This window comes from Streptomyces corchorusii (genome assembly GCF_001514055.1).
Taxonomy (GTDB): Bacteria; Actinomycetota; Actinomycetes; order Streptomycetales; family Streptomycetaceae; genus Streptomyces; species Streptomyces olivaceoviridis.
Genome location: NZ_KQ948362.1, coordinates 128,239 through 149,462 on the forward strand (window position 1 = coordinate 128,239; position 21,224 = coordinate 149,462).

Below are 21,224 nucleotides of genomic sequence, written 5' to 3' on the forward strand. Positions count from 1 at the left end.
AGATGAAGCCCCTGAACAACGCGGAGGCTCTGTCGGTGATCAAGGAGTCGATCACGCAGATCATCCCCGACGCCGACTTCACCCTGATCCGACCGGACGACAAGTTCCGCGACGTGCTCGAACTGGATTCGCTCGACTTCCTCAGCCTGGTCGAACTTCTGTCCGAGCGCACCGGAGCTCGTATCGACGAGGAGGACTACCCGGAGTTGACCACACTGTCCGACTCGGCACGGTTTCTGGTCGACAGGACTGCTGCCGACCGGTCATGAGCGCGTCTCGCCTCGCACGACGGCGACGGGGCAGTGCGCACAGTGCGGCGGAGCCTCGCCGGCCGAGCCCGGCGCCAGCCCCGTGAGGCCACCCCACCCGGACGCTCGCAGCGCCCCGGAACTCATCCGGGGATCGGGACGCGGTGCAGGACGACTTTGAGGGCTCCTGTGCCGGGGCCGCGCGCGAACGCCTCGTACGCGTCCTCCATCCGGTCCATACCGAAGGTGTGGGTGACCAGCCGGGAGACGGGCAGGTGCCCGAACCTCACCAGCTCCAGCAGCCATGACGTGGAGGACGTGTCCACCTGACCCGTGCTGATCGTCACGTTCTTGCGCCACAGGGACTCCAGGTGGAGCGTCACCGGCTTGCCGTGCGTGCCGATGTTGGCGATGTGCCCTCCCGTGCGGACGGCGCGCGTGCACAGCACGAAGCCGTCCGGATCGCCCGACGCCTCGATGACCACGTCGGCGCCCGGCCCCTCGGAAAGGTCGGTGATCATCTTCCCCGGTGATTCGGCGGCGTCGGCCCCCACGCCGGCGGCGTTCTCCAGTCGGGCGCCGGCCAGGTCCACGACGATGATCCTGCGCGGCGAGTACAGCCGCGCGAGCATCACGGCGGCAAGCCCGACGGGGCCCGCGCCCACCACGACGACGGTGTCTCCCGGGCAGACGTGTCCGTTGCGCACCCCGACCTCGTAAGCGGTCGGAAGGAGCTCGGCGAGCAGCACGGCGTCGTCCGGCGGGAGGTCGTAGGGCCGCCGGGTGGTGGAGTGATCGGCGAAGGGCACGCGTACCGACTCGGCCTGGGTGCCGTTGACCAGATTCCCCAGGATCCAGCCGCCACCGCCACGGCACTGCCCGTACCTGGTGTCGCGGCACTCCCTGCAATCTCCGCAGGCGGAGACGGACGACACGATCACCTGATCGCCGGGACGCAGGTGGTGGACCTGGCTGCCGATCTCCATGACCTCGCCGACGGCCTCGTGACCGAGTACCGTTCCCGGCTTCACCTCGGGGAAGTCTCCCCGCCGGATGTGGAGATCGGTGCCGCACACGGTGGTGGCGTCGACGCGCACGACGGCGTCGGTCGCCTCCTCGATCACGGGATCGGGCACGGTGTCCCAGGAGGTGTGTTCAGGGCCGTGGTAGACGAGCGCTCGCACCGAACTCACTCCTCGCTCCCCCCTCCACGGTCACCCCGACAGTGCCCCCGGGCAACACGGCCGCCCGTGTACCTCAGTCCGGCAGCATGTACGGACGGCGGAAGACCGGGGCCTGGCCGGTGCCCCACGGGCGCACGGCCGCCAGCGCCCGAGAGACGGCGCCTTCCAGCGCGCCACTGGTGTCGACCGGGACGGCTTCGGGCCACGGTGGTTCCCTCACGGCCATGGCACCGGCTGTCTCGGGGCCGGCATCGGAGGCACCGGGGGCGCGCGTGAGCAGGCGGGCCGCCGACACGTCGCCCGGCACATGGCAGTGCAGGGCCACCAGTTCGGCACTGGTACGTCGGGCGACCCGCCCCGCCGCCTCACGTTGGACGGAATCGGACCAGGTGGCGTCGAGGACGACGGACTCGCCCAAGGACAGCAGCAGAGCTGCGCGGTCGAGCAGGGCCGCATACGTCCTGGCGGTCCACTCGGGTGTGTACAGCCCCTCCCTGTAGTCGGCGGCCGCGGACTGCTCCGCCGGGATGCCCGCCAGCTCCTTGCGGATGCGGTCGCTGCTGAGCAGGGTGACCCCCAGCCGGTCGGCCAGCGCCCCGGAGAGTGTGGACTTCCCGCTACCCGGCAGCCCGCCGACGAGGATGAGCCCGACGGCGGAGGTGCGCAGGTGGCGCAGTGCCATGCCGGCAAGGCGCCGCGACGCTGCGTCCGCGCCGGGCGCGCCCTGGCGGCCCTGGATCACCGAGACCTTGGCACGGACGAAGGCCCGGTAGGCGACGTAGTGGTGCCACAGGGAAGGAGGCGCGGGGTCCGCTGAGTACTCGCCGTACCGGGCGAGGAAGTACCCCGCGGCGTCCGGAGCGCCGAGTTGTTCCAGGTCCATGGCGAGAAAGGCGGCGTCGTCCAGGCCATCGACGTAGCGGAGGCGATCGTCGAACTCCAGGCAGTCCAGGACCCGGGGGCCGTCATCGAGACAGAACACGTCCTCGGCGAGCAGGTCGCCGTGGCCGTCGACTATCCTGCCCTGCTCGATCCGGGTGTCGAACAGCCGCTTGCGACCGGCGAGATAGCGGCGCACCAGCCGCTCGATCTCCGCCAGGCCGTCGGCTACGACTCCCTCCGCGGCCAGCGTGTGCAGCTGCGCGAAGCCGGCCTCCCAACGCGCCGACAGCGCGTCGCGCGTGCCCTGTTCGTTCACATCGCGGCCACGGTATGCGGCCGCGTGCCACGCCGCCAGGTCCCGGGCGACGGTCCGAAGGACGTCATCCACGGCAACCCCTGCCCCGACGAGATGGGAAAGGCGGCGGTCCTGCGGCATGCGGCGCATCACCACGACCGGTTCTGGAACCTCCGCATCGGGGCTGCGGAACTCGCCCAGGCCCACGTAGACGTCGGGGGCGAACCGGCGGTTGAGGGTGATTTCACGCTCGCACGCGGCCCGGCGCGCCGCGACCGTGGTGTAGTCCAGGAACCCCAGATCGACCGGCTTCTTGAGCTTGTAGGCCCGATCGCCGACGAAGAACAGCGTCGCGGTGTGGGTCTCGCACACCCCGGCGCGTGGGAGCGGCTCTTTGTCGTGCCCGGCAGCCGACTGGAGCGCGGACGCGCCGTCCCGCGACGCGCGATGGCTGGGCTCGGTCATGAGGAACGGCGGAGACAGGGAAGCGCCCGTGATCTGTGTCGTCCCCGTCTGCGAGTCGGCGGCCCGGAAGGCGGCGGCCAGGCTCCCGGATGTGCTGTGAGGCCAACAGTGACGACTGGCGGCATGGCGACGGCCTCCGTCTCGTAAGAAGCTGGAGGGAGCGGCGGACGAGCCCGACCGGGTACGCGGTCCGCACGTCACTTGCATGACCGGGCGCGAGGCGCATCTCCCTTTCGAGGATCCCCTGGGCCTCACCGTGGCGCACGTGGGGGCGCGGCGGAGGGGCCGGAGCCGTGGCATCCGGCATGAGAGGAGCCAGGCGCAGTGACCATTCCCCTGGTGGTGGGCGTCGACGGATCCGAGGCGAGCCTGGAAGCGGTCGACTGGGCCGCCGCCGAGGCGGCCCGGCACGGGATCCCGCTTCATCTGCTGCACGCGGCGGCCGGAGAGCAGGAAGCGTCCCGCGTGATCAGCGCCGCCTCCGCGCGCGCCGGGGAGATCGCTCCAGCGGCCCGGTTGTCCAGCGAGATCTCGCACGAGGACGCGGCTTCAGCGCTGGTCGGGCAGGGCCGCAACGCGTTCGCGCTGGTCCTGGGGTCCAGAGGACTCGGAGACCTCGCGGGCATGCTCCTGGGCTCGGTCAGCCTCGCTGTGGCGGCACGCGCCGACTGTCCGGTCATCGTGGTCCGGGGCTCCCCGGAGCACCGTGCCGGCCGTTTCGGGAACGTGGTCGTCGGCATCGAGGACGGGGAAGGCAGCGGCACGGCCGTCGACTTCGCGTTGCGCGAGGCGGATGTGCGAGGCTGCCGGCTCGTGGCGGTGCATGCCTGGAGCGCACCGTCCGGGGCCTGTACGACCCCACAAGCCTCGTCGTGGTTCCTGGAAGCCCACCGGCGCCCGCCGGCACAGGTTCTCGACGACGCTCTGCGCCATCCCGCTGAAAGGTATCGGGACGCGGCGGTGAGCCGAAGACTGATCGAGAGACCTGCGCGCCCGGCGCTGCTGGAAGCCGCCTCGACAGCGGATCTGCTGGTCGTGGGCGCCCGCCGACGACTTGGACATCCGGGCCTGCAACTCGGCCTGATCAACCACGCACTGCTGCATCACGCACCGTGTCCCGTCGCGGTCGTCCCCCAGATGTGACCGCCCCACCACCAGGCGAACGCAACGCGGCCGGCTTCCAGGGCCGGTCGCCGGCTCGACAGGGACTTTCGGCCCTGTGGCCGTCGAACACTGTCGTCCGATGGTGGAAAGACGGGAGGCCGCCCAGTGGACGGCTGGATGCCATCCACCTGGTTTCCAGCCGGCCCGTGCGGTGCGGTCACCTGGACACCGCTGCTCGGACTTCAGCGGGGCGCTGCACACAGGCAGGGAGAGAACGATGTCGCACACCGGACAGTGGAGCGTGCGTCTCCACCTCTTCGAAGACGACGACGGGACAACGAAGGCACACGTCACGCTGGACACCGGCACCACGGCGCTCACCGGGCACGGAACCGCGCACTGCAACCCGGTGGACACGAACGTGCCGGAGATCGGCGACGAACTGGCGGCAGGGAGGGCCATGCACGACCTCGCCCACCAACTGCTGAACGCCGCCGATCGCGACGTCCAAGGCATGGCAGCGTCCCGTCCCAGCACCCCTCAGGCCGCTGGACGGCCCGCGTGACCCCGACGGACTCAACTGTCGCCGGACGCACCCCGCGCGTCGTCCTTCCGGTAGGAGAGATTCCCTGACACCGACACCACGCCGTCGACGCCACGGCACAGCTGCTCGATGACGGGAATCAGACTCCTGTACTCGACGGTGCCGGCAAGCGTCACCCGACCGTCGCGCACCTCCGCGCTCACGTCCCGTGAATCGAGTCCCAAGGTGCTCCGCAGCAGGTCGCCGGTGATCTCCTCGCGGATGGCCTCGTCACGACGGAGGAAGACCCGCAGCAGATCACCACGGCTCACGATGCCCAGGAGCCGGTCCGTCTCGTCCACCACAGGCAGTCGTTTGACGTTCTGGGTCTCCATGAGGCGGGCGGCCTCGACCACGGTCCACTCCGGACGTGCGCAGACCGCGGGAGCGGACATCAGTTCCTCGGCACGGGAGCCCTCGGCCTTGGCCCGTTCCCAGGCCTCCAGGTGAGGGATGGGTGTCCTGCCCGAGGGGTCGGCCTGGTCGGCGCTCTTGCGGAGCAGGTCGGCCTCGGACACCACGCCCAGCGGACGGTCCAGCTCGTCCACCACGGGCACGGCGGTGACGCCGTTCTCCTCCAGCAATCTGACGAGCTCCTTGAACGGCGTGTCACGCCGTGCCCGGACGACGTCCCGGCTCATGAGCTCCTCGACCGTTCGGTGGTGCATGTCGCCTCCCGGGAACGTGCCGCCCACCTCGCGGAGACGGGGCAGCCGCCCCGTGCGGCGGTGCGGCCCGCGTGGCAGGTTGGATACAGCACCATTCTGAGGAGAGGGCGGCGATCATGCGAGCTCACCTCGGCGATCAACTCGTCGTCGAAAGTCCGGCGACCGGCGCCGCCAGGCGCGACGGCGAAATCGTCGGACTGCATCACGAGGACGGAACTCCCCCCTACGACGTGCGCTGGTCGGACACGGACGAAGTGACGCTCGTCTTCCCCGGGCCAGACGCCCACATCCACCATCTCGAACACGAACAGTCAGTGGCCACACGCGAGCCCCGGCCAGACACACACCAGGCGGAGACCGTGTCCACCGCTCCGCGGTCGCCCAGAGCGACCAATCCCGGCGACATCGGACGGCGCGTGAGGGTCGAACGCCGACGGCAAGGGCTGAGCCTGGTGGAAGCGGCGCGCCGTGCCGTGATGTCGCCCGACTACCTCGCCTACTTGGAGGACCAGCCCGCCGACCCGAGTCTTGCGACCCTCATCCGGCTGGCCGACGCCCTGGGCACCACGGTCGCCGCACTGCGTGGCGGAGGCATGGATCTTCCACCCGGTCAGGGCTACGCACTGCTGCACCCCCGGTTGCGGGACCTGGCCCCGGAGGAGTGCCACACCCTGCTGTCCACGCACGGCGTGGGGCGCATCTCGGTGTCGGCGTCCGACGGCCGCCCGGCGATCGTCCCGGTCAACTACGAGATCGTCGACGACGCCATCGTCTTCCGGACCGCGCCCGACTCCGTGGCCGCAGCGGCAGCCGAGACGGAGGTCGCCTTCGAGGTCGACCACGTGGACGACGCCTTGAGCCAGGGCTGGAGTGTGCTCGCCGTCGGCCCCGCCAGCGTGGTGACCGAGCCCGAGGCCGTACGCAGGCTCGCCCAGCAGGCCCACACCACCCCATGGGCCGGTGGCGAGCGCGAGATGTGGGTGTCGATCCGGCCCACAAGCCTCACGGGCCGCCGGATCACTCCGGCTGATCAGTAGAGGATCACGGCTTACCCGCCCTGTGAGATGGACCGGGGACCCTATGAGATGGACCGGGGACCCTACCGACGTCCACGGGGTTACTCAGCCGGGCAGGGTCGGCCCGGGCCGGACTCCTCCCCACGAAGCTGTGACTCGACACCCACCACGCCCTCCATGCCATGGACGAGGCGCTCGGCGACCCAGCTGAGCGAAGTGTCGTGGACGGGCCCGCGGAGCGTGACGACCCCATGCCGCACGGACACGCGGATGGCATGAGCGTGCACGGGGAACAGGTAGGACACCACCGTACGGCGGACCTCCTCCTCGATGTCCTCGTCCGGACGCAGGAACACCTTCAGCAGGTCGCCGCGGCTGACGACGCCACGCAGCCGGTCCGCGTCATCGACCACGGGCAACCGTTTGACGTGGTGTACCGCCATGCGGCGGGCCGCCTGGGCGAGGGTGTCGTCCGGTCGGACCGTGACAGCGGGCGTGCTCATCACCTCCTCGGCGGTCATGCCCTCCGCCTTGGTCAGGTCGGACCGGCGTTGGATCCGCTCGAAGCGGGTCAGCTCACGGCCCCGGAACTCCTCCTTGGGCAGCAGGTCGGCCTCGGACACCACCCCGACGACCCGCCCCTCGCCACTGACGACCGGCACGGCACTCACACAGCGCTCGTCCATGACCCGCACGATCTCCTTGAAGCGCGCGTCGCGCCCGACGGCGACAGCGGGCGCGGTCATCACATCGCTCACTATGTGTGGAACAGCGACAGGCATGTCCTGCGTCCCTGAACAGTTCCGGAGGGGGTTGGCTCGGCCACTGCCTCCAGCATCGCGGCGAGCGCGCTGACCGCAAACCGGCCGGTGACCGACCAGTCCGGCCCAGTGGCGTGTCGCGGCGCCGAGCAGGCAGTGCGACGGTATTCACAGGGGCTCTCGGCACCCGGGCGGCAAAGGCGGTGACGGCGATGGACCTCCCACTGGTCGTGGGCGTCGACGGATCGGACTCCAGTCTGACGGCGGTCGACTGGGCCGTGGACGAGGCGGCACGGCAGAGGCTGCCCCTTCACCTCGTCCATGCCTCCCTGTGGGAGATCTACGAGGGAGCCCAGCCGTCCTTCACCACGGGCCGCCCGGCCGAGGAGGTCATGGCCGAGCACATCGTCGCGTCCTGCGTGGAACGGGCTCGACGCCGCAACCCCGAGGTGAAGGTCTCGGGCAAGGTACTGGCCGAGGACGCCGTATCAGCGCTGCTGCGAGCCGGTCCCGAGGCGTTCGCTCTGGTCACGGGCTCACGCGGGCGAGGTGAGATCGCCGGGATGCTCCTGGGGTCCGTCAGCCTCGCGGTCGCGGCTCGCGCCGTCTGCCCGGTCGTCGTGGTCCGTGGCAAGGAACCGAACCGCCGGGGAGCCCTCGGCCGCATCGTCGTGGGCGTCGGGGACGCGACCGGCAGCGCGGCGGCGGTACGGTTCGCCGTCCGCGAGGCCGAGGTGCGCGGCTGCGCCCTGACGGCCGTGCGGGCCTGGCGCAATCCGTCGCAGGAGCCCGTGGACCACATGCTGATCGCGGACGACGCTGCCCGGCTGCGCGAGGAGCGGGCGTCCACAGGCCTCGACGACGCGCTGCGCGAGGCCGTACGAGCGCACCCACAGGTCGACGTGCAACGTCAGCCGCTCGAAGGCCCCGCCCACAGGATCCTCCTGAAGGCATCGGCCGAGGCCGATCTGATCGTCGTCGGCGCCCAGCGACGACACGGACACTTCGGTCTGCAGCTCGGGAGGGTCGCCCACGCCCTTCTGCACCACTCGGACTGCCCGGTCGCCGTCGTTCCCCAACCGGTCTGAGACTCGCCGCACGTACTTGGGCTTCCAGGGCCTCCGGAGGATAGGGAGTGTGGCGGATGCCGGAGTGGACGTGGGAGTGGACGGGCTACGACCCCGCCGCCGAACGATTGCGTGAATCCCTCTGCACCCTCGGCAACGGATACTTCGCCACGCGGGGCGCGCTGCCCGAGTGCCGGGCCGGCCTGGTGCACTACCCGGCGACCTATGTGGCCGGCTGCTACAACCGCCTGGAGTCGACGGTGACGGGGCGGCGTGTGGTGAACGAAGATCTGGTCAACCTCCCGAACTGGCTGCTTCTCCGATTGCGTCTGCGCCACGCCCAGGGAGCGTGGGGCCCGTGGATCTCTCCCAGCACGCACGCCCTCCTGGACCACAGGCACACCCTGGATCTGCGCCGCGGCACGCTCGCCCGGTCCTTCCGCCACCGGATGGACGGCAGGGGTGAGCTCAGCGTCGAGCAGATCCGCCTGGTGCACATGGGGGATCCCCACCTGGCCGCGCTGCGCACGGTCATCACGGCCGAGGACTGGTCAGGCGAGGTCGAGATCGAAAGCTCGATCGACGGCGAGGTGATCAACGGCAACGTGCACCGTTACCGCGCCCTCAACCGCCACCATGTGACCCATGTACGCACCGGTGCCCACGAGCCCCACACGGTCTGCCTGACCTGCCGGACCAACACGTCGGACATCTCCATCGCCCTGGCCGCCCGGACGACGGTCACCGCCGACGGAGCTCCGGCCTCGTCAGTGCTTCGCCCAGCCCGCCAACGCGCGGTCCACCGTCTGGTGGTCGCCTTCTCACCAGGCCGGACCATCACCGTGGACAAGACCGTGGCGCTCCACACCTCGCGCGACACGGCGATCAGCGACCCGCTCGGCGAAGCGGTCGACCGGGTGACCACGGCACCGGACTTCCCCGCCCTGCTGGACTCCCACGGCGCCGCATGGGAACGGCTGTGGCGGCGCGCCGACATCCGGGTGCGCGGCGAAGCCGGCCGCATCCTGCGCTTCCACCTCTTCCACGTCCTGCAGACGCTGTCACCCAACACAGCGGACCTTGACGTGGGAGTGCCCGCCCGGGGCCTGCACGGCGAGGCGTACCGGGGCCATGTGTTCTGGGACGAGCTCTTCGTACTCCCGTACCTCAACCTGCACTTCCCGGAAGTCTCCCGGTCCCTGTTGGACTACCGCTGTCGTCGCCTCCCGCGGGCCTGCGGAGCGGCCACTGCGAAAGGCCGATCCGGCGCGATGTACCCGTGGCAGAGCGGCAGCGACGGCCGTGAGGAGTCCCAGGAATGGCACCTCAACCCCGCGTCGGGCCGCTGGCTGCCCGACCACTCCCGCCTCCAGCACCACGTGGGTTCCGCGATCGCCTACAACGTCTGGCAGTACTGCGAAGCCACCGGCGACACGGAGTACCTGCACACCAGGGGCGCGGAAATGCTGCTCCAGATCTCCCGCTTCTGGGCGGACCTCGCCGCCTTCGACCCCGAGACCGGCCGCTACCGAATCCGCGGTGTCGTCGGCCCCGACGAGTACCACGACGGCTACCCGGGTGCCGCCTTGCCGGGACTGGACGACAACGCCTACACCAACGTCACCGCGGCGTGGGTTCTCACCCGCACCCTGCAACTCCTGCGAGGCATGCCCGCATGGCGCCGCGAGGAACTGCTCGATCGGCTCCGGCTCGACGTCGGCGAGCTGCAGGAGTGGGAGGAGGTCTCCCGCCGGCTCCGGGTGCCGTTCCACCGGGGCGTGATCAGCCAGTTCGAGGGCTACGACGACCTCGTCGAACTGGACTGGGATGCCTACCGTGCGCGCTACAGCACCATTCGCAGGCTGGACCGGATCCTGGAAGCAGAGGGCGACACGGCCAACCGTTACAAGGCGTCCAAGCAGGCCGACGTCCTGATGCTCGGCTACCTGTTCTCACCCGCCGAGCTCGGAGCCCTGTTCCGGCGTCTCGGGTACGACATGGACGACGACATCTGGCGCGGAACCGTGGACTACTACCTCCAGCGCACCAGCCACGGCTCCACCCTCAGCGAACTCGTCCACGGCTTCGTCCTCGCCCGGGCCAGACGCGCCGACGCATGGCAGTACGTCCACGAGGCACTGGAGTCGGACGTTGCCGATATCCAGGGCGGCACGACCGGCGAAGGTATCCATCTCGGGGCCATGGCCGGGACCCTCGACCTGGTCCAGCGCGGCCTGTCAGGGCTGGAGACACGTGAGGACGCCCTGTGGCTGGACCCGGTACCTCTGCCGGCCCTCTCCGAGTACGGGTTCACGGTGCACTATCGCGGTCACTGGGGCGTAGGCATACGCCGCCGGAGCGGGCAGCTGGAGATCAGCGTGCCGGACTCGGAGGAATCCCCGATTCGCGTGATGCTCGTCGATCGGGCGGTGACCATCGCGCCCGGGGAAACCTGCTCGCTCGTAGTGCCGGACCCTCTCCCGGACCGCCCGACGGATCAGACCTGACCTCGCCCTGTCGCTGGAGCGGTTCAGCCTGACGAGAGAGGCGTTCAGCGCGGTGGCGAAGGAGCTTCTTCGAGCGAAGAACAGCCAGATCCGTCCGCGTTGAGCGTCAGGTTAACGGCCAGGCTGCTGATGAGCCGAGTCCGCTGCCGAGGGGTCATGGTCCTCCCGAGCGCGTGCCCGGCGGCGTAGGCAATCGTGGCATACAGCGGTGTCCACACAGCCCCGAACGTCCAGGACGGCGGTTGCCACAGTGGTTTCCGCAAGGCTTTGTACCAGGCGCTGTCCGCTTCAACTGCCCTGGCACCTGCCACGGCCGTAGCCGCCACGGCAACCGTGGCCGCCCCGTAGTGCCGCCAGGGTTCGGTCCGTCGGGTGTCGCCATGGCGTCCGCCAATCAGCCTCATACCACCTGACCCACGCGAGTCCGCCCAAGTCGAGTCGCGACCGGGCGCGGGTGACCGCGACGTGAGCGAGGCGTGCGTCGGCTTCGTTCACGGGTTCGGGGATCGCGCGCCCGGAGGCGTCCCGCTGGTCGGAGGCCGGGGGCGGCGGGAAGTCATCGCCATTCTCACTCGGGGCCATTAACGCGTCCTCGGTGCGGCGGTCGGTCTCCAGCAGCACCGGCACCCCGGCCTCCGGCGCCCGCACCACCAGGTCCGTCCGCTGTACGTAGCCGTTGCCGAGCCGGTGGCCGATCCGGGTGCGGTGGAGTTCGGCGGCCGTCGAGGTGACCGCCGCGGCGTGGTCGTCGTAGCCAGTGCCCAGCAGCTCCCCGGTCGCCGGGTCGTACTCCTGCTTGCGCAGCACCGAGACCCGTATGCCTTTCGGCTCCAGGAGCCTTTTCGCTTCGCGGTGACCTCGCGCGGTGAGTACCCATACCTTCCGCTGATCCTCCCTCACCGACTCGATCCTCACCAGCTGGTCCTCCTCCAGATCCAACAGGTCGTCCCGCGTGAGCTTGTCGTGTCGGTTCTCCGGACGGGTCTGGGCGGCGGCCCTCGCACAGCTGCCGCCGTGGCAGCTGTTCCTTCCCCAGACGGGCCCGGAGGTGCTGGAGCAGGTCCAGGAAGCCGCGCACGCGCTGGCCTACGTCGTCATGACCGACCGCCGTACGCGGAGGGCAGGAGCTGGCACTGGATCTCGGCGGCCAGACTGAGTTCTTGCTGATCACGCAGTCTCCGCTAGCCCTGTCCGTGATCGTGGTGACGCATGTCGTGCTGGACCGCTATCGGGCGGCGAAGTACCTGGTCTGGGCGAGGAACCTCTTGGCGCCCGCCTCACGGCGGGTGAAGTGGGCTGGGCGTCCAGGCGAACCAAGGGTCGCCGGCGACCGTCCCGTCCGGCCTTGCGAACGCGCTGGTCATCGTCGCGGACAACACTGCGCATTTGGCGATCAACGCCGCCGCCCTGACGTGGTGGGGGTGACGGCGATGACACGGCCGGAGACCGTTTTGTCCAAATATTCAACCCAGGGTCGAAGCCCGCGGCGCGACGACGACCTTCGGTATTGCCGCCAGTCCGCGTCCGCCCTACACCGCCTGAATCTGTCATTGACCTCAACGTGACTTTAGGTTCTACGGTGCTTTGATCAACGATCCTTCATAGGGGGAACCGCACATGACGACCCAGCAGACCTCAGACGCGGAGCTCGCCGCACAGCCCGCGGCTTACTGGACCGGAGTGGCCTACGAGGCCCTTATCGCGTTTACCCGAGCCCGGCAGGCCGACCTCGGTTTCACCCAGCCCCAGTTCTGGCTGCTGCGCAACCTGTCCAAGAACGACATCTCGCCCGACGGTCACGGCATGACCATCCCCGAACTCCGCCAAGCCATGAGCTCCTACCTCAGGGCCGAGGACGACCTGGAGACTGAGGCGGAGGTGCTGCTGGAGAGCGGCTGGCTCAGCCGCGACGGCGAGGGGTTGCTGTGGATCACTGAGTCGGGGGAAGAGGCTCGCCTCGACATCAAGCGGCACGCCCCGGAAATCCGTGACCGGATCCACCGGGGCATCGACGATGCCGACTACGTCACCGCGCTGAGGGTGCTCCAGCAGATGATCCGGAACACCGGCAGCACTTTGGTCTAGCAATCCACAGCGCGCTGGCAACCACACGCCATCCGGGTCGGTTGTCACACGCTGAGCTCGTTCCGTATCTTCGAGACGCGTGTGTTCGGCGAGCGTCTCGAAGACAAGGCGAGCTCAGCGGTTGAGCTGGGCCATCAGCCCCCGGTTCGCGGCGCGGCGGCGGCGAGGTCCTCGTCCCGTTCTGCGAGTTCGGCGCGGAGATCGAGGAATTGCTGTTCCAACTCGGTGGCCCGTGAGCGTTTCGACGTCGGCGGGGGCGCCGAGGCCGGATGCCTCCCAGGCAGCCTGCCCGAGGGCCTCGGAGAGACGTCGTTCCAGCCGGGTGATGTGCACTGACAGGCGGCCGTTGCGGGCCGTGAGGTTCGCGACGGCGGCCAGCAGCGACTGACGGCTGACCTGCGTTCCGGCCGTCGCGCCGGGAGGCGGCTCGCCCGCGCGGGCGAGAACGGCCGCGTGCAGGTCACCATGCCGGTAGATCAGACTGCGGTGGACGCCGGCGGCGCGGGCAACGGAGGAGACGGTGATCTCCTCGCCGTCCGCGGCCAGCTTGTCGAGGACCTTGAGGACACGGGTCCGCCGCCGGTCGGAGTCCGCTGCCCGTGCTCGGGCCAGGTGGTCCGGTGATGGGCTCACGCGTCACGCTCCAGCCGCAGGTCCGGCTCGGGCGGGCGGACGCCGGGCATGCCCAGGGAGACAGCGCGGGTCTTGCGCAGGGTCCGCGTGGCCTCCGTGATCTGCTCGCGTTCGTTGTCCGTGAGCCCGTCCAGGTCGGTCCCGACGCGGCGGATCAGCGTGCGAGTGCGCTTGATTTCCTCCTCCGAGGGAGTCGCCTCGGTGCGGGCCCAAGCATCCAAGTAAGTTGCTGCGGCGAGGCGTTCGCGATCCCGGAGCAGGGTGTCGAGGTAGGTCCTCAGCTCCGGCTGGCGCCCGTTGATCACGGCAGCGATGCCGGGCTTCGAGGAAGCAGAACCGTACGGGCGGACAGCGCAGTCTGGGCCGGGAAGTTCACCACCTCGCGCGTGCGCGACACGCGTGCACCTTGGGCCGGGCCGGCGCGGGTGACCGGGGCGGTGCAGAAGAACTCCGGCCCCACAGCGATGATGGAGCGATGACCGATCGCACCGCCCGCTCGGCACCGGACCCGCCACCGCCCCCGTGTCTCACATGAGAGGCCGAGGGGATCGTGGAGGGCCAGGGTGGAGGCCTCCTCCCGCCAGTCCGCGAGGCGGGCGGTGCCCAGCTGCTGCCCGGCGACGCCGGTGAAGTCGGCGGCTGCAAGGGCGGCGGTCAGGCGCGGGTGCGCGGCCTGGGCATGGATGCGGCGTGTGACGAGAGCGCCCCGGACGTCGACGGGAAGGCGGCGGTCCTCGCTCTGGCCGAGAGGCTCACCGGCATACGCTTGACGGAATCCCTCCTCCAGGACGCTAGGTACAAGCTGGGACTCGTTCCGGAACAGCCCGCAGAGGAGTGGACCAGCCTGGTCATCGACATCACCGATGCCCAAGGGGAACGCCTGCACAGGGAATGGAGCTACGAGGAGATCGCGGCGGCGTCGGACCGCGTACGGGCGGAGGCGAACGCGCCGGTCGTCATCACCTACAACGAGCCGCCCGCCATCGATCGTTCGGAGTACGAGACGAGGGAGTAGCCGGCGAGCGCGTGGAGGGTGCCCCGGCTTACCTTGCTGACGTCAAGGCACCTGCCGCCACGGGGACTGCTGCGATCATGGAACGGCAGTCTTCTTGCGCCGTCGCCGGCAGATGAGGCCACAGCCCAGCGAGACGAAGGCACTGTGGAGATCGAGGCGCCGTTCCCACCGGACAGTCAGGCGCACCTCCGAGGCCAGAGGCCCTCGGATGGGCGGCGCGGAGTCTCGCCGTCCAGCACTCGTCCCGCCCGTGGAACTCCGCCCTGGCGGAGTGGTGTGGATCACGGACAAACCCACCCGCCAAGGGCGTGGTCCAGGCGAACGGACACTGCAGGGCTCTGGTCGTCAGACCGCGGACACGGGGTCCTTCCTCATGGTGTGGCTCCGGCTCGTGCGCCCATCCGCGTGCCGGCCGGACGGCCACCGACCCGGCCCGCAGGGCGGAGGAACGAGGACACAGCTGCCCAACACTCAGCACAAGCACCGTTGCAGTACTAGTGCTGGGTTCCTCTTTCGCTGGGTATATGTCCGGGTGGCGGGGTGGTTCGGGTGCTCGGGGGCGGGTGCTGGACGATGGTGTTACGGGCACGGCCGAGCCGTGATGAGAACAAGCAGCGGGTCGTGCGTCGACTGTCGCAAGCGCGTAAGGCGCCGCGTGACCTGGTGCTGCGGGCGCGGATGGTCGAGCTGAGCTGGTCTGGACAGCGAGTTCCGACCATCGCAGACGAGTTGAGGTGCAGCCCCAAGACGGTGCGGCGTTGGCTGCACCGCTTCAACCGCTTGGGCCTGGACGGGCTGGAAGACCTGGGCGGACGAGGCCGCAAACGTGCAGGTGGCGGAAGCCGATCACTGTCAGCGGCGTGCCCGTGCGGGCGGCCAGGTGCGCTCCCGCGGCGACCGCGATCTGTCGGCCGGGGGCCCCGAACTCGTAGGCGACGTGGCCTCCGCCGGAGGCCACCAGCGAGTCGACGAGCTGTGCCTCCTCGGGGTGGTCGATCGCATCGTTCATGTGGGGCCTTCGCTTTCTCCCGGGCGCGGTCCGGCCAGCGGCTCGGTCTTCCTTGCCGTGGGCCAGTCCGGGAGGTATAGGTGCGTCCCCTGGGACCGGTGCTGCTGGCGTGTGGCGGTCTGCTCCTGGCCGTGGTCGTGGGTGGCCGGTCGCTGGGGGCGGGCGCGGGGTAGTCGGCGGCCCCCTGCTGCAGTTGGTCGCGGACCTGCCCGATGCGTCGGCTGAACTCGTCGGGGTCCGAGTGCATCAGCTCGGCGAACCCTTCGGCCGTTCAGCCGGTAGTGGTCGAAGGTGTAGGTATGGCCGTCCTCGTCCGCGAGGGTCCAGCCGTCCACGATGTTCACACCGCCATGCTCGGCATCGCCCGGCTGTACAACCTTGCCCTCGCGAGGTAACTCCCGCCCTATACGAGACCAGGGAGGCCCAAGGGAGGTGGCTCCCTGCCTCCCCGCCACACAGGGGGTTCAGTCGATGCAGAACTCGTTGCCCTCGATGTCCAGCATCGGGATGCACGAGTCGTTGCCGTCGTACAGCGTTTGCACGTGGACCGCGCCGAGCGGGATCAGCCGTTTGCATTCGGCCTCAAGTACGGCGAGGCGTTCCTCACCCACGAGTCCCGTGCCGACCCGCACATCGAGATGCACCCGGTTCTTGACAGCCTTGCCCTCGGGGACGCGCTGGAAGTACAGACGCGGGCCCACACCCGAGGGGTCGACGCAGGCGAACCATGCATCCCGCTCCTCAGGCGACTGCGAACGCTTGAAATCGTCCCAGGTGGCGAACCCCGCGGGTGGCGGCGGTACGACGTAGCCCAGCACCTCGCACCAGAAGCGGGCGAGGCGCTCGGGTTCCGCGCAGTCGAAGGTGACCTGGAACGTCCTGATCTCTGACATCGGCGCACCGTACCGCGTTCCGGGGGGATCCCGCCGCTCATTTCCCCAGGCGGATCCGTCCGCCACCCATCGCATCCTGGGCCGCCTTGAGCATCAAGTGATCAAACCGAGCAGTCCAGGAGAACGACGCGACCGTGGCAGCGGAGCCCCCAGTAGGCCCCAGGATCCAATCCCGACCAACCACGTTCAGACCAAGATCAGTTGCGGAACAGCCTTTAGCTAGTTGACGAGGTGTCGGAGGCCGCGTGCCCTTGAGATCGGTGGCCTGAGACAACGCATCGCCAAGGTCCGCCCACCCCATCCCACCAGTGCGAGCCAGTTCACCCGGAAGTGAGTAACAGCCTTCGGCAACCCATCCCAGCCGCCGAAGAGGTGGCCGGCTTCCTCCCTGGCAGCCCGGTTCGCATGAAGCGGGTGTGACATGTTCGCGGCTCGCGCTCTGCAGACTGCGGTGACGTGGCACGAGCCAAGGCTGCCGCGCGTGCCCGTGGAACGGGCACGCGCATGGGCAGGGCCTCCTGCCGGACTTGGGACGGCCGGGTGCTGTCCCTGGATGCCGCTCTGGGTGACGGGCTGTCGCTTCACGACTTGGTTGTTGCCGATGCCGGTTATCTGGCGCACACGGCGGGCGGGTTTTCGAGGAAGAGCGGCTCAACACCGGGCTGCTCCCCCTGACCCGGACAAGCGGCGGGTGGCCCTTGCCCTCGCATACGGCGAAGAAAGGACTTGGACCGAGGCTGCGGTCGCCGTCGGCGCGGCGGACCTGAAAGCCCTCGGTGAACGGGTCCCGCCGCAAGGTCCATCGCCAGGCTGCCGAACAGCGCCGTCGCCTTGCGCAGCGTTCCGCCTCGTCCGTGGCAAGCATCAGGAGCAGGTGATGCAGGGCGGGGCTGCGCACCTGAAGACAGATTCTCCATAGAGCCCAGGTAAGACGTCGGCGGGGTTTCCCCTCGGCAGAATGAGCCACATGGCCGTAGACAAGGACGCAGCGTTCACACTGCCGCGAGGCGCCACGGGCTTCTTCCAGCCGAAAGACGGGCCGCTACCGCAAACCGACCAGCGGACGTTCCGAGCAGCGCTGTATGCAGCCGCCCGGGCGGCCAAAGGCCATGTGGGCGAGATAGAGGAACAGACGTACCCTCGTACGTTCCACACCGCAACGGTCATCGAAGACACAGGCGAATTCGTCATCCTGTGTCACGCCCACCACCCCTGGATCGCATTCGCCCAGGAACGCCGGGACTGGTACACCGAGGAGTTCCTCGCACCGCCACCGTGGGCCCATACCTTTGCCGACCTGGGGTTCGTAGTACTTGATCGCACGCAGCTCACTCTGCCGCTCTCGGACATCGACACCTCGGTCCTCACCCAGAGCGAGTGGCGCGAAGTCCGTTTCTACGGCATCACCACATTGGGCGGAGTGCTCTTCAACGCATGGGACTGACGTCCAAGCACGACTCGGTGCTCGACGCTTGACGATGAACGTCAAGGTCAGAAGCTCTGCTGATTCCGGTGTGCGGGAGAGGAGTTGGCGTAGCGGTCTGAGGGGTGGGGGGAATCCGGCCTCCTGCCGCCGGCCCGGTCCGTCCGGCGGACTGCCGCACCGTGTCCCAGCCGGGTGTTGTGCGTGGGCGGGTCGTTGAGTTCTCAGCGCCCAGCCTGAGCCGCAGTGGCCGGTGCTATGGCTGCTCGGTTGCCATCGGCAGGTTGTGCCATGCGTGCCCGCAGGCGCCGGGCCGCCCAGGGCGGTGCCGCCGGCCGGGTCGAGGCGGATCGCGCCGGACTGCCAGCCGACCGCCTCAGGTGACATGCCCGGCAGGGCGAGGTGGTGACGGTCAGGCCGGCCACGGTCAGCAAGGGCACCAACAAGGCGCCAGGCAGTATCGCCGCCGGCGGGGAGCGGGCGACCCAGGGCGAGCGCGGTGGTCGCGGCAGTCGTGACGGCGGCAACGGTGCGGGTCAGTGGGGACGGAAACGGCACAGCCGCTGCCCTTGATCGAGGGTTGTGCCAGGGAGCCGTCAGCCCGGCCGGGGGCTCCATGAGTGGTGGGCAGCCGGTATGCGCCCCGGCCCGGCACGGCCCGCGCGGCCGACCTCCACCACACCGGCATGACCGCGTCGACCTCCGAAGCCCATCAGGCCGGGTCCGAGATCCTCGTCGGCCTGGTAGACAAGCTGATCGCCGTTTGGGACGGGAAACCGGCGCGGGGAAGCCCGAAGGAGCCAGCCGGTGAAGTAGTTCGTTCTCCAATGCTCTTGTGCTGTGTCCCCACGGCGCTCGATTTTGGCCTCACGCCGTGGCGCGCCGATGACTCATGGCCCGGTTGAACTGCTACGAGGAGGAGACCAGATGCCTGCTCCGCCTCCGAGGTCTCGCAGCTGGCGCGCGACGTCGCTCAAGGCGACGGGTGGGTGGTCAGCTTCGGATTCCGGCAGCCGGTGATGACCTGCCCCGGCTGCGCGGACGGCCGGGGGCCTGTGCGTGAACGCGGTGACTGTCGGCGGTGCATGGGCCGCCTCGACTCGAAGTCCAGGTGCGTGTACTGCCTGTGCCAGGTGGAGCCTCAGCCCGAGGCATGACGGCGTCGTCCCACCGTCGTTGAACAACGCGACTCCATACAGCGGGACCCGGGGACGTCATAGCTGATCCCTCGGGGCCCGTGGTGTGTCCGGACGTGGGGCAGATCTCCCCAGCCGCCGTGGCGGTGAGCCAGTCGGCGGCTTCGGCGTCGGTCATCAGCACCGCCTGGGTCGGGTGGGCGTCGCCGTCCTGGACGACGTGGACGCGGCCCGGGAGCGGGCTGCTATGGGGGCGGGAGCGACTATCAGGGCGAGTCGCTGCCACAATGCCGGCGCTGACCCGGGCGAGGATGACGGTGGCAAACTGCTCCCGGACGCAGGGATGAGGCGACCTCCGACGGTGGCGGGCCCGTCGTAGATGACATGGATGCGGGCCGCGCGCCCCTCATACAGAACAGCGTCGAGGGCGGCGATGGCCGGGGGCCGCGTGCTGCCGCCGACGGTTCCGCTGCAGCAGACATCGCCCCGGAGGTTGCGACAGTTCTTCGGCAAACGGTAGCCGGGCGACGAAGGGTTCACCGCGTCGGCCCCGAACGTCGCCGTGGCGGATGGCCCGATTGCGGCGCGCACGATCGGCTGTTGTTCGGGCGGTCGGCCTGACGCCCGTAGATTTGCTCCGTTGACCAGGCGAGGGGGAGGTTATCCCGTGGCAAGAACGATGGCAGAGAAGGTCGAACTCAGGCTCAAGGACGAGAAGTTGCCTGGTGAACGGGTGCTCTACGGGGTACTGGCCTTCCGGGTCGGCGGGGTCCGCACGACGATGATCGGTGGCGCGGCCGGTCTCGCCGGGGCGGCCGGTGCGGCCGCGATGGCCGCGATCACCTCGCGCGGACGGGCGGCGGCGCCGGATGTGCCGCTCCAACTGCCCGGCCGAATCATCATCGCGCTGACCGACCAGCGGCTGCTCGTTTTTTCGGTCGGCGGGGTCGTAGTGGGCAAACCCGGCAAGCTACTGCATTCCTTCGCGCTCGATCAAGTCGCCTGGGTCGGTGAGCCGGAACTGATCCCCGGCGCTGCGCAGGCACTTCGCGTGCAGATCGGCATAGCCGAGGTGGGCGTTTTGGCCTTCGAGCACCCGAGGCTGCAAGTGACCGAGGGGCGCAACATGATCAAGCGCCTGATCCGGGAGCTGCCGCAGGCTTGAACCGCCCGGTCACGGCGACCGACCGCGCACGGCGCACGACGAGGCGGAGATCGCCGAGCTGTTCCGGGCGCGGGCGGCGGGTGAGGCGGAAGGTCCGATCGTCGTGCGCTACAACGACTGCCTGGCCACGCTCGCCGTGCCCCCTCCAGGACCTTGCGGTGATCGGCGTCGACGAGCCGGTCGGTTGCTGGGCCATCAACATGGGGACCGCAATCGGCATGCCGTTCGTGGCGATCGAGCCCAGGATCACTGTCGCGGTGTTCGGCCGGCACTGGCCCGACGTCCTGGCCGAGAAGGCGAAGCAGATCACCATTCCGATCGAGTTCGACCTGCAGTGGGACGACGAGCACATCTCGCGCCAGGCAGGTCTTGCGTTGTTCGACGCGTTCGCCTCGAAGGAGAAGTCGTTGCACGTGAACTCGGGCAAGCACAAGGAATTGCCCCGGTTCGAGGCCGATAGCGCGGTCCGCTTCTTCGCCCGGCACTTGGGCCGGGCAATCACCTCGTCGGCCGCGTCGGTTTGATGTGTGCCGGTGTGGCGTCTGGCTTGCCGGCCGGGCGTCACACCCGCGCCTCCGGAATTCAGGCTGCGCACATAGGTGAGGGGCCGTGTAGTTGCGTCCCGCCGTGTGGCTCGCAGGCGTCTTGCTGTGGCGCGTGGCCAGGCCCCATCGTGTTGTGTTGCGCTTCTTGTGCTGCTCACCCGATCGGAGGGTTCAGCGGCGGCTGGATTGTCGGCCGGGCCGGGGTGAAGGCTGAGGGCTCTGCTGACTTCGGTTCGTCATGGTGAGGTCGGGGTATCGGGGGTCGGTCCGGTGCCTTCGGTGGAGCCGTCGAGGTGCCGGGCTGGTGGGGTACACGCGGTCGGTCTGTCGCCGGTGATGCGTTCGTCGCCGTATACGCCACATGTGCCGGCGGCACCGCGATCTGCTTATGGGCATGGCTGTTCAACCACGTCATCCTGTGCCTGAGAGGCGGCGACGATTTCCCCGTCGGGGCCGCATGCCAGGCTGTCCGCCTGACCCGACCTTCGCAGCCGCCGTCGGTGTCATCAGCGTCGACAACGGCGACCGCTACCCGTTCAC

General features: G+C 69.4%; 20 protein-coding genes and 2 pseudogenes. 12 read left to right on the forward strand and 10 right to left on the reverse strand.

From position 1 onward, the window contains the following. Positions 1-2: 2 nt before the first annotated feature. Complete coding sequence (locus tag AQJ11_RS29265; protein WP_058084418.1) at positions 3-269, forward strand: acyl carrier protein; 267 nt, start codon at positions 3-5, stop codon at positions 267-269. Between the two features lie 122 nt (positions 270-391). Here AQJ11_RS29265 and AQJ11_RS29270 read toward each other — a convergent pair whose 3' ends face one another. Both AQJ11_RS29270 and AQJ11_RS29275 read right to left on the reverse strand, forming a co-directional pair. Further along, positions 392-1,432 carry an alcohol dehydrogenase catalytic domain-containing protein gene (locus tag AQJ11_RS29270; RefSeq protein ID WP_014677307.1) on the reverse strand — a complete coding sequence of 347 codons (1,041 nt, stop codon included), beginning with the start codon at positions 1,430-1,432 and terminating at the stop codon, positions 392-394. Positions 1,433-1,505: 73 nt separating this feature from the next. Continuing rightward, positions 1,506-2,981 carry a bifunctional aminoglycoside phosphotransferase/ATP-binding protein gene (locus AQJ11_RS29275; protein WP_059265150.1) on the reverse strand — a complete coding sequence of 492 codons (1,476 nt, stop codon included), beginning with the start codon at positions 2,979-2,981 and terminating at the stop codon, positions 1,506-1,508. A gap of 417 nt (positions 2,982-3,398) precedes the next feature. Between AQJ11_RS29275 and AQJ11_RS29280 the strand changes: the two genes are divergently transcribed. Together AQJ11_RS29280 and AQJ11_RS29285 are read left to right on the forward strand one after the other, a co-directional pair. Then, the gene (locus AQJ11_RS29280; protein ID WP_014677305.1) at positions 3,399-4,217 is read left to right on the forward strand and encodes a universal stress protein; all 819 of its coding nucleotides are present in this window, start codon (positions 3,399-3,401) and stop codon (positions 4,215-4,217) included. A gap of 238 nt (positions 4,218-4,455) precedes the next feature. Beyond that, positions 4,456-4,743 (forward strand): DUF1876 domain-containing protein, encoded by a 288-nt coding sequence (locus tag AQJ11_RS29285; protein ID WP_014677304.1) that lies wholly within the window; start codon positions 4,456-4,458, stop codon positions 4,741-4,743. 11 nt (positions 4,744-4,754) lie between these two features. Here the strand turns inward: AQJ11_RS29285 and AQJ11_RS29290 are convergent, their stop codons facing one another. Beyond that, positions 4,755-5,429: a CBS domain-containing protein gene (locus tag AQJ11_RS29290; RefSeq protein ID WP_014677303.1), complete on the reverse strand. Its 675-nt coding sequence runs from the start codon at positions 5,427-5,429 to the stop codon at positions 4,755-4,757. A gap of 116 nt (positions 5,430-5,545) precedes the next feature. On the opposite strand from AQJ11_RS29290, the gene AQJ11_RS29295 reads away from it, so the two are divergent. After that, positions 5,546-6,466, forward strand: coding sequence for a pyridoxamine 5'-phosphate oxidase family protein (locus AQJ11_RS29295; protein ID WP_059265151.1), 921 nt, complete (start codon positions 5,546-5,548; stop codon positions 6,464-6,466). A gap of 80 nt (positions 6,467-6,546) precedes the next feature. On the opposite strand, the gene AQJ11_RS29300 is transcribed toward AQJ11_RS29295, so the two are convergent. Beyond that, positions 6,547-7,191 carry a CBS domain-containing protein gene (locus AQJ11_RS29300; protein WP_059265152.1) on the reverse strand — a complete coding sequence of 215 codons (645 nt, stop codon included), beginning with the start codon at positions 7,189-7,191 and terminating at the stop codon, positions 6,547-6,549. A 227-nt stretch (positions 7,192-7,418) separates the two neighbouring features. Between AQJ11_RS29300 and AQJ11_RS29305 the strand changes: the two genes are divergently transcribed. Together AQJ11_RS29305 and AQJ11_RS29310 are read left to right on the forward strand one after the other, a co-directional pair. After that, positions 7,419-8,294: a universal stress protein gene (locus AQJ11_RS29305; RefSeq protein ID WP_059265153.1), complete on the forward strand. Its 876-nt coding sequence runs from the start codon at positions 7,419-7,421 to the stop codon at positions 8,292-8,294. A gap of 56 nt (positions 8,295-8,350) precedes the next feature. Further along, positions 8,351-10,780 carry a glycoside hydrolase family 65 protein gene (locus AQJ11_RS29310; protein WP_059265154.1) on the forward strand — a complete coding sequence of 810 codons (2,430 nt, stop codon included), beginning with the start codon at positions 8,351-8,353 and terminating at the stop codon, positions 10,778-10,780. A gap of 44 nt (positions 10,781-10,824) precedes the next feature. On the opposite strand, the gene AQJ11_RS46525 is transcribed toward AQJ11_RS29310, so the two are convergent. Beyond that, positions 10,825-11,184, reverse strand: a complete 360-nt coding sequence (locus tag AQJ11_RS46525) for a TspO/MBR family protein (protein ID WP_244218391.1) — start codon at positions 11,182-11,184, stop codon at positions 10,825-10,827. Beyond that, on the reverse strand, positions 11,069-11,719 hold the full coding sequence (locus tag AQJ11_RS52480) for a hypothetical protein (RefSeq protein ID WP_341846300.1): 651 nt from the start codon (positions 11,717-11,719) through the stop codon (positions 11,069-11,071). Before AQJ11_RS52480 ends, AQJ11_RS46525 begins: the two co-directional genes overlap by 116 nt. Positions 11,720-12,397: 678 nt before the next feature. Between AQJ11_RS52480 and AQJ11_RS29320 the strand changes: the two genes are divergently transcribed. Then, complete coding sequence (locus AQJ11_RS29320) at positions 12,398-12,865, forward strand: hypothetical protein (RefSeq protein WP_059265155.1); 468 nt, start codon at positions 12,398-12,400, stop codon at positions 12,863-12,865. Between the two features lie 114 nt (positions 12,866-12,979). Here AQJ11_RS29320 and AQJ11_RS46535 read toward each other — a convergent pair whose 3' ends face one another. Beyond that, positions 12,980-13,498, reverse strand: a complete 519-nt coding sequence (locus AQJ11_RS46535; protein WP_079082452.1) for a DUF6262 family protein — start codon at positions 13,496-13,498, stop codon at positions 12,980-12,982. Continuing rightward, the gene (locus tag AQJ11_RS29325; protein WP_244218392.1) at positions 13,495-13,803 is read right to left on the reverse strand and encodes a transposase; all 309 of its coding nucleotides are present in this window, start codon (positions 13,801-13,803) and stop codon (positions 13,495-13,497) included. The genes AQJ11_RS46535 and AQJ11_RS29325 overlap by 4 nt, the downstream gene beginning before the upstream one ends. A 245-nt stretch (positions 13,804-14,048) precedes the next feature. Between AQJ11_RS29325 and AQJ11_RS29330 the strand changes: the two genes are divergently transcribed. Both AQJ11_RS29330 and AQJ11_RS51355 read left to right on the forward strand, forming a co-directional pair. Next, positions 14,049-14,513 carry a DUF6461 domain-containing protein gene (locus AQJ11_RS29330; protein WP_244218393.1) on the forward strand — a complete coding sequence of 155 codons (465 nt, stop codon included), beginning with the start codon at positions 14,049-14,051 and terminating at the stop codon, positions 14,511-14,513. Positions 14,514-15,191: 678 nt separating this feature from the next. Next, positions 15,192-15,281: pseudogene (locus AQJ11_RS51355) on the forward strand (helix-turn-helix domain-containing protein); the annotation flags it as partial. Between the two features lie 4 nt (positions 15,282-15,285). Here AQJ11_RS51355 and AQJ11_RS29335 read toward each other — a convergent pair. Then, positions 15,286-15,522 (reverse strand): hypothetical protein, encoded by a 237-nt coding sequence (locus AQJ11_RS29335; RefSeq protein WP_059265156.1) that lies wholly within the window; start codon positions 15,520-15,522, stop codon positions 15,286-15,288. Positions 15,523-15,986: 464 nt separating this feature from the next. Then, complete coding sequence (locus AQJ11_RS29340; protein WP_059265157.1) at positions 15,987-16,415, reverse strand: VOC family protein; 429 nt, start codon at positions 16,413-16,415, stop codon at positions 15,987-15,989. A 967-nt stretch (positions 16,416-17,382) separates the two neighbouring features. Between AQJ11_RS29340 and AQJ11_RS29345 the strand changes: the two genes are divergently transcribed. From AQJ11_RS29345 to AQJ11_RS29355, 3 genes and pseudogenes are all read left to right on the forward strand, one after another. Next, on the forward strand, positions 17,383-17,859 hold the full coding sequence (locus AQJ11_RS29345) for a hypothetical protein (protein WP_059265158.1): 477 nt from the start codon (positions 17,383-17,385) through the stop codon (positions 17,857-17,859). 1,794 nt (positions 17,860-19,653) lie between these two features. Next, positions 19,654-20,139, forward strand: coding sequence for a hypothetical protein (locus tag AQJ11_RS29350; protein WP_059265159.1), 486 nt, complete (start codon positions 19,654-19,656; stop codon positions 20,137-20,139). Then, positions 20,135-20,663 (forward strand): annotated as a pseudogene (locus tag AQJ11_RS29355) (alpha/beta hydrolase); the annotation flags it as partial. The gene AQJ11_RS29350 and the pseudogene AQJ11_RS29355, both read left to right, overlap by 5 nt. Between the last annotated feature and the right edge of the window lie 561 nt (positions 20,664-21,224).